Genomic DNA, 12,666 nt, shown 5'->3' on the forward strand with positions numbered 1-12,666 from the left:
TTGATCGATCAGGGCGATCTATATCCATAAAATCAATTGTTCATATCTATCAATAATAATTAATTGATCGTTTTTGACGATGTATATTCGCTGTGTATATAATTAAATCGAAGTTTGGCTTACGACTTTCTGGAAACAGGAATTATGGACATTAAATAGAATAAATCGGATCTGGATGTTGGGGTAATATATGAGGAAATGTATTATCTCGGATAACAGTTTTTTCCTTTTGGCATTGCAAGATGATGAAGTCATTCGGAGAGGGAATGTCGCAGCAATCCACTCCAGACAATTAAAATCTAACTGTTACTTACGTCCATCGGTCAGTGATATCTTCGTGGTATATATTTCTGATATTGCCGAGCGACACCGGATACTGAGTTTAATTGCTTCATTATGCTCTCATTGCCGAATTGTACTGTTATACAAGATGGAGGGGGCTCCCGGATGCGCCTTTCAGGGGCCATTCCCTTGGCTCATCTCTGAAAAGATAGGTTTTTCCGAGCTTTACTTGTGTCTGTATGAAGCCGGTAAATCTATGTTTGACCGGCGGGATTTCTCTGAACAAGAGTTGATTGTCTTTCGCTATCTATGCGAAGGCTACTCCGTTTCACAAATTAATAAATTAGCAGGACTCAGCGAAAAACATATTTATTATTTGCGGCAGAAAACTAAACGAATGTTTGGGTTGCGTGGGAATAATGCCGCGACAATGTCGTTTTATCTGGATATCTCTAAGCTGAATCGACGCTGGTGACGTTATTTCTGATATCCAGATAACGGTGCTGTTGTTGGGATGTGGTTGTCTTCACATAAATAATCGATGCGTGTCAGGCAGAACCTTCATTGCCTGCCTTTAGCGCTGTTTTTAACAAAGTGAGAATAATATTCTCCATTAATCAGGAGTACATTTATGGGCATTAATAAAGTTGCGCTGGTAATTATCTCTGCGCTTTCCTTCACCTCTGCGGCAGCGCTGGCGGACACGACGACGGTAAACGGCGGCACCGTGCATTTTAAAGGCGATGTGGTAAACGCGGCCTGCGCCGTGGATGCCGGTTCTATCGACCAGACGGTACAGATGGGTCAGGTTCGTTCGGCAAAACTGGCGACTGCGGGCAGCACCAGTTCCGCCGTCGGCTTTAACATCCAACTGAACGACTGCGATACCAGCGTTTCGACGAAGGCATCTGTGGCCTTCTCCGGCACAGCGGTTGATACCACCAACAACACCGTTCTGGCGCTGCAAGGGTCAGCATCGGGCGGTGCCACCAACGTGGGTATCCAGATCCTTGATAACAAAGGCAAACCGCTGGCACTCGATGGCGCGACCTTTAGCTCCGCGACCACTCTGAACGATGGTCCTAACGTGCTTCCGTTCCAGGCGCGTTACTACGCGACCGGCGCGGCCACGGCGGGTACCGCGAACGCCGACGCGACCTTCAAAGTTCAGTACGAGTAATCCAACCGGCAGGGACGCCACGAGGGCCAGGAAGGCCCGTCATCACGAGGGAATGGAGGTGATAGTCATGCGTTGGATGACAGGGTTACTGCTGATGTTTCTGCTGCCGATCGTCGCGCATGCTGGCAACCACTGGAACGTCACATTACCCGGTGGTGGTTTACGTTTTCAGGGCGTTGTTATCGCCGAAGCCTGCAGCGTGGCGGCGGAAGATCGCCTGATGACGGTAAAAATGGGCCAGGTGGCCAGCCATCGTTTCCATGCGGTGGGCGAAGAATCTAATCCGATCGCTTTTGCTATTCATCTTGAAGATTGCAGTACGGCAGTCAGCCAGCACGTTGGCGTGTCGTTTCAGGGCGTCGCTGACGGTAAAGATCCTAACGTTCTCTCAGTGGGAGAGGGGGCGGGCATCGCTACCGGTATTGGCATTGCGCTGTTTGATGACCAGGGCGGATTAATTCCACTCAACCAGGCGCCCGTGCGCTGGGCGCGACTCTACGATGGGCCAACCACGCTGCATTTTGTGGCGAAATACCGTTCGACCGCACGTCAGGTCACCGGCGGTACGGCCAATGCGCAGGCCTGGTTCGCCTTGACCTACCAGTAATTAACCGGACGCAGGAAATGACGGTGAGTACAACAAGGGTAAACATGAAAAGAACGTTGATGATGATGCGCGGTGCGCTGGCGATGCTGCTGCTGATAGCGGCGAGCGGGGTAAGCCATTATGCGCACGCGGGTGTGGCGCTGGGGGCGACCCGGGTCATTTATCCGGCAGGGCAAAAGCAGGTCCCTCTGGCGGTCACCAATACCGACGAGAGCGGCACTTATCTGATTCAGTCCTGGGTGGAAAACGCCGACGGCGTTAAAGATGGTCGTTTTGTGGTGACGCCGCCGCTGTTTGCGATGCAGGGGAAAAAAGAGAACACGCTGCGTATTCTTGATGCGTCCAATAACCAGCTGCCGCAGGATCGGGAAAGCTTGTTCTGGATGAACGTGAAGGCGATTCCGGCGATGGACAAATCTAAGCTCAACGACAATACCCTGCAACTGGCGATTATCAGCCGTATCAAGCTTTACTATCGCCCGGCAAAACTGGCGATGCCGCCGGAGCAGGCCGTCGAAAAACTGACGTTCCGTCGCAGTGCCGGCACGCTTACGCTGATCAATCCCACGCCGTACTACCTGACGGTTACCGAGCTTAACGCTGGTACCCGCGTGCTGGAAAACGCGCTGGTGCCGCCGATGGGCGAGGCCCGGGTGAAAATACCGGATGATGCGGGCGGTGAAATTACTTTCAGAACCATTAATGACTATGGCGCGCTGACGCCGCGCATGATAGGCGCGATGCGTTAAGCCACAGGGCTGCCCCTATCCCTTGAACAGAATAAGAAATGATCGCCGGGTGATGTGAAACCGGAGGGACTATGCCATATCTGAAATTTGACCTCGCCTGTTTGCGGGTCTGGCGTATGCGGCAGCTTCCGGTTGCCATTTTGCTCGCGTCACCGACCTTTTTCGTTCAGGCGGAACTCTACTTTAACCCGCGCTTTCTGGCCGACGATCCTGCCGCCGTGGCGGATCTCTCCGGTTTTGAGAAGGGGCAGGAGCTGCCGCCAGGGACCTATCGCGTAGATATCTACCTTAACGACGGGTATATGACCACTCGCGATGTCACCTTCAACGCTCCTGAGGATGGCCATGGGCTGATGCCGTGCCTGACGCGCGGGCAGCTGGCCAGCATGGGGCTGAATGTCGCCGCCGTCGACGGGCTGCATGCGCTTGCCGCTGACGCCTGCGTACCCTTAACCGAGATGATTAAAGAGGCGACCATCCGTCTGGATGTCGGCCAGCAGCGACTGTACCTGACCATTCCTCAGGCCTTTATGGGGAACCAGGCGCGCGGCTATATTCCGCCGGAGCTGTGGGATAACGGTATCACTGCCGGATTGCTGAACTACAACTTCACCGGTAATCGCGTGCAGAACACGGTTGGCGGTAGCAGCCAGTATGCCTATTTAAACCTGCAAAGCGGGCTGAACGTCGGCCCATGGCGGTTGCGTGACAACAGTACCTGGAGCCACAGCAGCGGCTCGCAAAACGAGAACAAATGGCAGCATATCAATACCTGGCTGGAGCGCGATATCACGGCGTTACGCTCGCGGCTGACGCTGGGTGATAGCTATACCAACGGCGATATCTTTGACGGGATTAACTTCCGCGGCGCGCAGCTGGCTTCCGATGACAACATGCTGCCGGACAGCCAGAAAGGCTTCGCGCCGGTTATTCACGGTATAGCGCGCGGTACCGCGCAGGTCTCTATCAAGCAAAACGGCTATGAGATTTACCACAGCACGGTGCCGCCTGGCCCCTTCACCATTAACGACCTCTATGCCGCGGGCAACGGCGGCGACCTGCAGGTCACGATCAAGGAGGCGGACGGCAGCAATCAAACCTTTACCGTACCGTATTCTTCCGTCCCGGTGCTGCAGAGGGAAGGGCACACGCGCTATGCGCTCACTGCCGGAAAATACCGTAGCGGCAACGAGCAGCAGGACGACCCGACGTTCTTTCAGGGCACCCTTATGCACGGGCTGGCGGCGGGATGGACGCTGTATGGTGGAAGCCAGCTGGCGGATCGCTATCGCGCGTTTAACTTCGGGGTCGGCAAGAACATGGGCAACCTGGGCGCGATGTCGGTGGACATTACCCAGGCCAACGCCACGCTACCCGACGACAGTCGGCAGCAGGGGCAGTCGGTGCGCTTCCTCTATAACAAATCGCTTAATGAATTAGGTACCAATATTCAGCTGGTGGGCTACCGCTACTCTACGCGCGGATATTTCAGCTTTGCCGATACCACCTATCAGCGTATGAGCGGGTACTCCGTGGTGACGGAAGATGGGCCAGTCTACGTGAAGCCCAAATTCACCGACTACTACAACCTTGCCTACAGCAAACGGGGCAAAGTGCAGGTCAGCGTAACCCAGCAGTTGGGGCGTACCGCCACGCTTTATGTGAGCGGCAGCCAGCAAACCTACTGGGGCACTCATAACGCGGATGAGCAATTCCAGGCCGGGCTGAATATGGCCGTGGACGATATTAACTGGACGTTGAGCTATAGCCTGACCAAAAACGCCTGGCAGGATGCCCGTGACCAGATGCTGGCGGTGAACGTCAACATTCCGTTCAGCCACTGGCTGCGCTCGGACAGCAAATCCGTCTGGCGGCACGCCAGCGCCAGCTACAGCATGTCCAACGATCTCAACGGTCGGATGAGCAACCTCGCAGGGCTGTACGGCACGCTGCTGGAGGATAACAACCTGAGTTACAACGTGCAGACCGGCTATGCCAGCGGCGGCGAGGGCAGCAGCGGGAGCACCGGCTATGCCGCGCTGAACTATCGCGGTGGCTACGGCAATGCCAACGTTGGCTACAGCCGTAGCGACGGGATTAAGCAGCTTTACTACGGCATGAGCGGCGGCGTGCTGGCTCACGCCAACGGCGTCACGCTGAGCCAGCCTCTCAATGACACGGTGGTGCTGGTCAGCGCGCCGGGGGCGAAAGGGACAAAAGTGGAAAATCAGACCGGGATACGCACCGACTGGCGCGGCTATGCCGTGCTGCCCTACGCCACTGAATACCGGGAAAACCGTGTGGCGCTGGACACCAACTCGCTGGCGGATAACGTCGACCTGGACGATGCGGTAGTGAACGTCGTACCGACTCACGGCGCGATTGTCCGCGCGGAGTTTAAGGCGCACGTCGGCATGAAGTTGCTGATGACGTTAATCCACAACGGTAAACCTGTGCCGTTTGGCGCGATGGTCACCTCGGACGGTAACCAGAACGGCAGCATCGTGGCTGATAATGGCCTCGTTTATCTCAGCGGCATGCCGCTGGCCGGAAAGGTGCAGGTGGCATGGGGGCAAGGCGCCAATGCGCGCTGTGAAGCGGAATATCGGTTACCTGATGAGAGCCAGCAGCAGTCGCTGATTCAGCTGTCGGCGACCTGCCGCTAAGGACATGATGATGACAAAACCTTTTTACCTGCTCAGCGCGCTGCTGTCGCTATCCGCCGCCAGCGCCCTGGCCGCAGATAGCACCATCACCATCAGCGGTTACGTACGAGATAACGGCTGCGCGGTGGCGGGCGAGTCGAAGGACTTTATCGTCGACCTGATGGATAACGCGGCTAAGCAGTTCAGTACCGTTGGCGCGACGACCCCCGCGATACCGTTTCGTATTGTTCTCTCACCTTGCGGCAGCGCGGTTAGCGCCGTGAAGGTTGGGTTTACTGGCGTGGCGGATAATGACAATACCCGCCTGTTGAAGCTTGACGGCGGCAGCGCTGCCGCCGCTGGCATGGGGGTGCAGATCCTTAACGATCAGCAGACAATGCTGCCGCTGAATGCCACGTCATCCGCTATTCCGTGGACGACGCTGAAGCCCGGTCAGAGCAATACGCTGAACTTTTATGCTCGCCTGATGGCCACGCAGGTTCCGGTCACGCCGGGCCACGTTAACGCCACGGCGACGTTCACTCTTGAATTTCAGTAAGTGGAGGCATCAATGAAATGGGCTTATTGCGGTGTGCTATCGGCAATCGCGCTGGTCGCCTTCTCTTCGGCGCTATGGGCCGCCGATGTGACGATTACGGTCAACGGTAAAGTGGTGGCGAAGCCGTGTACGGTATCAACCCGCAATGCTGACGTTGATCTTGGCGATCTCTACACCTTCAACCTACTTTCCGCTGGCTCAACCTCGCCCTGGCATGACGTCGCGCTGGATCTCAGCAACTGCCCGGTTGGCACATCGCGCGTCACCGCCAGCTTTAGCGGCACGGCAGATGCCACCGGCTATTACCAGAATCAGGGAACGGCCAGAAATATTCAGCTTGAGCTGCAGGACGCGGCGGGCAACACGCTCAATACCGGCGCGAAGACAACGGTGACGGTGGATGAGGCCTCGCAGTCCGCACGCTTTCCGCTGCAGGTGAGGGCGCTGTCGGTTAACGGCGGCGCTACCCAGGGAACCATTCAGGCGGTGATCAACGTCACCTATACCTACGCCTGACCAGGAGACGATCGTGATGAAGAGAGTGATAACCCTGTTGACGGTGCTGCTGATGGCCGGTTGGTCGTTTAATGCCTGGTCATTTGCCTGCCGGACCGCCAGCGGAACGACGATCCCTATCGGTGGCGGCAGCGCGAACGTGTATGTGGATCTGGCGCCTGAGGTGAACGTGGGGCAAAACCTGGTTGTCGATCTTTCGACGCAGATTTTTTGTCATAACGATTACCCGGAGACCATGACTGACTACGTTACGCTACAACGGGGTTCGGCATACGGTGGCGTGTTGTCCAGTTTCTCCGGTACCGTCAAATACAATGGTTCCAGCTATCCGTTTCCCACCACCACGGAGACCGCGCGGCTAATTTACAACTCGAAAACCGATAAACCCTGGCCCACGATGCTCTATCTGACGCCGATTAGCTCCGCCGGCGGCGTGGCAATTAGCGCCGGAACGCTTATTGCCGTTCTGATCCTTCGCCAGACCAACAATAAAAATAACGACGATTTCCAGTTTGTCTGGAATATCTACGCCAACAACAATGTGGTGGTGCCCACCGGAGGCTGTGACGTCTCTGCGCGAGACGTCACGGTGACGCTGCCGGATTACCCCGGTTCAACATCCATTCCGCTGACGGTTTACTGTGCACAGAGTCAAAAGCTCAGTTACTACCTGTCGGGGACGACGGAGGATTCGGCGAACTCCATTTTCACCAACACCGCATCGGCTTCGCCCGCGAGTGGGGTTGGCGTCCAGCTTACCCGCAACGGTAGCGTTGTGCCTGCCAACAGCACGGTATCGCTTGGCACGGTAAGCACCTCGGCCGTGAGCCTTGGCTTGACCGCCAACTATGCGCGAACCCACGGCCAGGTGACAGCGGGCAACGTACAGTCGATTATTGGCGTGACGTTTGTTTATCAGTGACAGGAACCCGCCTTTGCGGCGGGTTCCTCAACGCGTCATCTCGCTAGCATCCCCAAGCCGGCGGCGAGAACTCCTTAGATAAAGTTCAACAATAGAAAGCTGTGATGCGGCAAAAGGCGCATTCTGAAGCCGCTTTGGTGGCTGAAAATACGGCAAATTCCCCCATTTTTAGCCATCAATCCCTCTGTACGACTAAACGTCTCTCTATCCACATGTCTAAATAGCAGGTCATATTCCAATTTGCGCTAACGAGCAGATAAAGGTTCTTTATCATCCATTTTTTACAGTCCTACACTCTGGTCGTTGCTCATATATCAGGATTAAAGCGTATGACCGTTTACCATTCCGTCACCGAACTTATCGGCCAGACGCCGGTACTGCAGCTGCATAAGCTGGATACCGGACCGTGCAGCCTGTTTCTGAAACTGGAAAACCAGAACCCCGGCGGTTCAATCAAGGACCGGGTGGCGCTGTCGATGATCGACGAGGCGCAAAAGCAGGGGCTGCTGCAGCCTGGCGGCACCATTGTTGAAGCGACCGCAGGCAATACCGGGCTTGGGCTGGCGCTGATTGCCGCCCAGCGCGGGTACAAACTTATCCTTGTCGTACCGGACAAAATGAGCCGCGAGAAGATTTTCCACCTCCGCGCCCTTGGCGCTCAGGTGGTGTTGACCCGCTCTGACGTTGGCAAGGGGCATCCGGCGTACTATCAGGACTACGCGCAGCGGCTGGCGAAAACGCTCCCCGGTGCTTTTTACATTGACCAGTTTAATAACGCCGCCAATCCGTTGGCTCACACCACAACCACCGCGCCGGAGCTGTATCAGCAACTCGACGGGCAGATTGATGCCATCGTCGTTGGCGTGGGATCGGGCGGTACGCTGGGTGGCCTGCAGGCATGGTTCGCCGAACACTCGCCGCACACCGAGTTTGTGCTGGCCGATCCGGCCGGTTCGATCCTTGCCGATCAGGTCGAAAGCGGCCGTTATCAGGAAGCGGGATCCTGGCTGGTTGAAGGAATTGGCGAAGATTTTATCCCGCCATTAGCGCACATCAATAACGTACGTAAGGCATTACGCATCAGCGATCGTGAAGCCTTCACTACCGCCCGCGAACTCCTGCAGGTGGAAGGGATTCTGGCGGGCTCTTCAAGCGGCACGCTGCTGGCGGCGGCGCTGCGCTACTGTCGCGCGCAAACCACGCCTAAACGGGTGGTGACCTTTGCCTGCGACAGCGGCAATAAGTACCTGTCGAAAATGTTCAACGACGACTGGATGCGCCAGCAGGGCCTGCTGGCCCGCACACAGCGTGGTGATCTGAGTGATTTTATTGCCTTACGCCATGATGAAGGCGCCACCGTCACCGCCGCTCCCGACGATACCCTGGCCGCCGTGCTGGCTCGTATGCGCCTGTATGACATCTCACAGCTCCCGGTGCTGGAAGAGGGAAGGGTGGTGGGAATCGTCGATGAGTGGGATTTGCTGAGCCACGTGCAGGGCGACAGCCAACGCTTTGGTTTGCCGGTGCGCGAAGCCATGACGCAGGAGGTTGAAACCCTCGACATCACCGCGCCTGAGAGCGCGCTGAAACCGATTTTTGATCGTGGCCAGGTGGCCGTGGTGGTGGATAACGAGCGCTTTCTCGGCCTTATTACCCGTAGCGATCTCCTCACGAGCTGGCGCAATCGTCTTGAACAATAAGGAATGAATAATGATAACTTTCGACACTCTAAGCGTACACAGCGGCACTTTTACCGATAGCCACGGCGCGGTGATGCCGCCGATTTACGCAACATCAACCTATGCCCAACCGGCACCGGGCCAGCACAGCGGCTATGAATATTCGCGAAGCGGCAACCCGACGCGAACGGCGCTGGAGACCGCGATTGCTGAGCTGGAAGGCGGCAGCCGCGGCTACGCCTTTGCTTCTGGCCTGGCGGCCATCTCAACGGTACTGGAACTGCTGGATAAAGACAGCCATATCGTCGCCGTCGATGATGTTTATGGGGGAACCTACCGGCTGATTGAAAACGTGCGTCGGCGCAGCGCAGGGCTGCAGGTGAGTTGGGTCAAACCCGGTTCGCTCCCGGCGCTGGAAGCGGCTATCCGCCCGGAAACGCGCATGATTTGGGTCGAGACGCCGACCAACCCCTTGCTGAAACTGGCCGATCTGGAGGCAATCGCCAGTATCGCCCGTCGCCACAAGCTCATCAGCGTGGCGGATAACACCTTTGCCTCGCCGGTTATTCAGCGCCCGCTGGCATTCGGCTTTGATATTGTGGTGCATTCCGCCACCAAATACCTCAACGGCCACTCGGACGTTGTCGCCGGTCTTGCGGTGGTGGGCGATAACCCGACGCTGGCGGAGCAGCTTGGCTATCTGCAAAACGCTGTCGGCGGGGTGCTCGATCCGTTCAGTAGCTTCCTGACCCTGCGCGGGATCCGCACGCTGTCGCTGCGCATGGAACGCCACAGCAGCAATGCGCTGGCGCTTGCCCAGTGGCTTGAGCAGCAGCCGCAGGTGGAAAAGGTCTGGTTCCCATGGCTGGAATCGCACCCCGACTATGCGCTCGCCCGCCGCCAGATGGCGCAGCCGGGAGGGATGATCTCGATCGTGGTAAAAGGCGATGCCGAACGGGCAGAAGCGGTGATCAAAAAGTTGCGCCTGTTTACGCTCGCTGAGAGCCTGGGCGGCGTGGAAAGCCTGGTCAGCCAGCCGTTCAGCATGACCCATGCGTCTATCCCGCTGGAGCAGCGACTCGCCAACGGCATTACGCCACAGCTGATTCGCCTCTCAGTGGGCATTGAAGGGGTTGATGATTTGCGCGACGATTTGCGGCAGGCGCTGGCTGAGTAACGATATTAACCGCCGTCAGTTCGACTTAAGTCTATACTTCATATCGAAAATCTAAGCGACTGAAATAACGTCACTTATAATATGACATAGCGGCTGACGGCGCACCGGAACGAGTGCTACTCTGCGATCCATTCCCACGGTCAGGACGCCGAGCAAACGCCCCATGAGTAAACCCATCAAGCGGCTGGAAATCATCAAAAATGCCATTGAACTGGAAGATGATGAGATCATTGCCAGTCAGATTTCGCACCTGAAAGGCGACATTGACGATCCGGCGATTGACGCCATCATTCAGGCGCTGGAGTCCCGGCGCTATGGCGAGGCGATGAACGCCATCGTCAGCTGGCTGCAAAGCCAGCGCTCGATGACTCACTGGCAGGATCCGCGCATTGCGGCCAGCAAACTGGAGCTAAAAGCGCTGGAAACCCAGCTACAGGCGCTGCTTGATGCCAGGAACGCAAGGCTGACCCAGCTTGATGAGTTTAACGATCTTTATATGCAGCATCTGGGGCCGCTGATGGCCGAGGTGCTGAGGCTGCGAAAGATCCTGGCGGAAGCCTCGCTGCGCAAGCGAGCCGAAATGTGTCATGACGACGATTCCCGCGAACAACGTGCGCGTGACGAAGCGCGCGAACAGTATGACACCTGGCGCGATCAGCAGCAAAAAGCGCAAAAACGCCGCGAGCATCATGAAAATATGGCGCAGGAGGATCGTCAGGAACTCAAACGATTGTGGCGCCAGGCGAGTAAGCTTTGTCACCCGGATCTGGTCGACGATGCGCTGAAGGCGGAAGCTAACGAGATGATGGCCCAGCTCAATCAGGCCCGACAACGTGGCGATCTGCCGACTATTCGTAATCTGCTAGCCCGACTCATGCGCGAGCATGAGCCAATGATGGCGAGCGAAAGGCTGAACGATCTCACGCTACTGCTGCGTAAAATCAGCGCCACGCAGCAACAAATTGCCAGCCTGCAGGCCGAAATGCTCGCGCTTGAGAAAGAGAAATCCTGGCTGCTGGTGTCAACGCTTGCCGACCCACAGGCCTATTTTCGCCAGCAGGAAAAAGCGCTGTCGAACACGATCGCCACTCTGCGCAAGCGCATCTTTGAGTCAGGGTTGGATGAGGTGGCGTAGCTATTTCTGGAAGCGGAAATTTATCGGAACGCCAGAAAGCAAAAACCCAGCCATAGGCTGGGTTTTCTGAATAAGTGGTGCCCGGACTCGGAATCGAACCAAGGACACGGGGATTTTCAATCCCCTGCTCTACCGACTGAGCTATCCGGGCAACGGGGCGCATTAAACCGTAATCGCCTCGCCTCGTCAACGAAAATTATAAATTTTGCGGCGAGTTGCACAATCTATCATCACCTTGCGTATTTTGCACGCGACGTCAGGCAAAAAAGGCGGTCCAGGCAGCGGAAATGGGCATCGCCAGCAGCAGCGCGGGCAGCATATTCACCACGGCGAACATCTTGATTCCGCAGATGCGCAGGCCGGTGGCCAGCAGCAGCAGGCCGCCGACGGCGGTGAAATCGGCCATCATTGCAGGGGTGGTGAGCGGGAGGATCATAAAGGCGCAAAACGCCAGCGTCAGCTGGATGACCAGCATCGGCACGCTGATGGCACAGACGGCAAAGCCGAGCGAGCAGGCGAAAATCATGGCGGTAAAGAAATCGAGAAACGACTTGGCTATGAGTATGGTCGGGTCGCCGGTCATCCCTTCGTGCATCGAGCCAAAAATCCCGGTACCGCTCGCGCAGAACAAGACGATAATCGCCACGAAGCTCTGGATGACATTTTCATGCTCCCGGCTTTTGCCCGGCTTGAGCAGCCGCTTCTGCATCCAGGAAACGCCGTTATTGATCCCTTTTTCCAGATAGCAAAACTCACCGATCAGCGCCCCCATCAGTGTGGCCAGCACCATCACCGGCATATTGGCGCACTTGATTACCAGCAGCAGGCCAATACCCAGCGAGGCGAGGCCGAAGATCGAGGTCATGGAAACGCGAATACGCTCCGGAAGACGCTGGCTTAACAGCGCGCCGATCAAACCGCCGACGAGCACTGCCCCGGCATTAATAAATGGGCCAATTACCACGTTAACTCCTGTTACTTATCGATAAGTCCTGCATTATTATGGACTGATTAATCGGTTCAGTGCTTGTTTCTCCGTGGTATTAGTGCATAAAAATTTCGTCTTGCACCCTCTGGTGAATGGTGCCATGATTGCGCGAAATTTCTCCTTTCCTGAATCGGGGCCGCCTGCAATGACATCTTTGCCATTACATCGCCAATGCCGCTTCGCCTACTCGCGAAGGTCTGCCCCATTCTCTTTGCTCACCATGCGGT

The 12,666-nt window shown here is 56.4% G+C and carries 12 protein-coding genes and 1 tRNA gene; 11 read left to right on the forward strand and 2 right to left on the reverse strand.

Annotated features, from left to right (window positions below; all coding sequences use genetic code 11):
• Nucleotides 1-190: 190 nt before the first annotated feature.
• The 11 genes from ACW14G_RS14960 to ACW14G_RS15010 all read left to right on the forward strand — a co-directional run bounded on the left by ACW14G_RS14960 (nt 191) and on the right by ACW14G_RS15010 (nt 11,451).
• On the forward strand, nt 191-757 hold the full coding sequence (locus ACW14G_RS14960) for a helix-turn-helix domain-containing protein (protein WP_163449237.1): 567 nt from the start codon (nt 191-193) through the stop codon (nt 755-757).
• A 156-nt stretch (nt 758-913) separates the two neighbouring features.
• Nucleotides 914-1,462 carry a type 1 fimbrial major subunit FimA gene (fimA, locus tag ACW14G_RS14965; protein ID WP_163449236.1) on the forward strand — a complete coding sequence of 183 codons (549 nt, stop codon included), beginning with the start codon at nt 914-916 and terminating at the stop codon, nt 1,460-1,462.
• A gap of 67 nt (nt 1,463-1,529) precedes the next feature.
• Nucleotides 1,530-2,069 carry a type 1 fimbrial minor subunit FimI gene (gene fimI / locus ACW14G_RS14970; RefSeq protein WP_167575028.1) on the forward strand — a complete coding sequence of 180 codons (540 nt, stop codon included), beginning with the start codon at nt 1,530-1,532 and terminating at the stop codon, nt 2,067-2,069.
• A gap of 59 nt (nt 2,070-2,128) precedes the next feature.
• Nucleotides 2,129-2,818, forward strand: a complete 690-nt coding sequence (locus ACW14G_RS14975; RefSeq protein ID WP_411908120.1) for a fimbria/pilus periplasmic chaperone — start codon at nt 2,129-2,131, stop codon at nt 2,816-2,818.
• A gap of 116 nt (nt 2,819-2,934) precedes the next feature.
• Entirely contained in the window at nt 2,935-5,484 is a 2,550-nt protein-coding gene (locus ACW14G_RS14980) for a fimbrial biogenesis usher protein (protein WP_223882166.1), read from the forward strand.
• Between the two features lie 7 nt (nt 5,485-5,491).
• The gene (gene fimF / locus ACW14G_RS14985; RefSeq protein ID WP_163449233.1) at nt 5,492-6,022 is read left to right on the forward strand and encodes a type 1 fimbrial adaptor subunit FimF; all 531 of its coding nucleotides are present in this window, start codon (nt 5,492-5,494) and stop codon (nt 6,020-6,022) included.
• Between the two features lie 12 nt (nt 6,023-6,034).
• Nucleotides 6,035-6,538: a type 1 fimbrial minor subunit FimG gene (gene fimG / locus ACW14G_RS14990; RefSeq protein ID WP_163449232.1), complete on the forward strand. Its 504-nt coding sequence runs from the start codon at nt 6,035-6,037 to the stop codon at nt 6,536-6,538.
• 16 nt (nt 6,539-6,554) lie between these two features.
• Nucleotides 6,555-7,460 carry a fimbrial protein gene (locus tag ACW14G_RS14995; protein ID WP_249022745.1) on the forward strand — a complete coding sequence of 302 codons (906 nt, stop codon included), beginning with the start codon at nt 6,555-6,557 and terminating at the stop codon, nt 7,458-7,460.
• Nucleotides 7,461-7,789: 329 nt separating this feature from the next.
• Nucleotides 7,790-9,160, forward strand: a complete 1,371-nt coding sequence (locus ACW14G_RS15000; RefSeq protein ID WP_163449230.1) for a pyridoxal-phosphate dependent enzyme — start codon at nt 7,790-7,792, stop codon at nt 9,158-9,160.
• Nucleotides 9,161-9,170: 10 nt separating this feature from the next.
• Complete coding sequence (locus ACW14G_RS15005) at nt 9,171-10,316, forward strand: trans-sulfuration enzyme family protein (protein ID WP_249022746.1); 1,146 nt, start codon at nt 9,171-9,173, stop codon at nt 10,314-10,316.
• Between the two features lie 163 nt (nt 10,317-10,479).
• Complete coding sequence (locus ACW14G_RS15010; RefSeq protein WP_249022747.1) at nt 10,480-11,451, forward strand: coiled-coil domain-containing protein; 972 nt, start codon at nt 10,480-10,482, stop codon at nt 11,449-11,451.
• A 75-nt stretch (nt 11,452-11,526) separates the two neighbouring features.
• On the opposite strand, the gene ACW14G_RS15015 is transcribed toward ACW14G_RS15010, so the two are convergent.
• Both ACW14G_RS15015 and ACW14G_RS15020 read right to left on the reverse strand, forming a co-directional pair.
• A tRNA-Phe gene (locus ACW14G_RS15015) sits at nt 11,527-11,602 on the reverse strand.
• 105 nt (nt 11,603-11,707) lie between these two features.
• The gene (locus ACW14G_RS15020; RefSeq protein ID WP_163446006.1) at nt 11,708-12,415 is read right to left on the reverse strand and encodes a DUF554 domain-containing protein; all 708 of its coding nucleotides are present in this window, start codon (nt 12,413-12,415) and stop codon (nt 11,708-11,710) included.
• Nucleotides 12,416-12,666: the final 251 nt, after the last annotated feature.

The organism is Kluyvera sp., assembly GCF_965301105.1.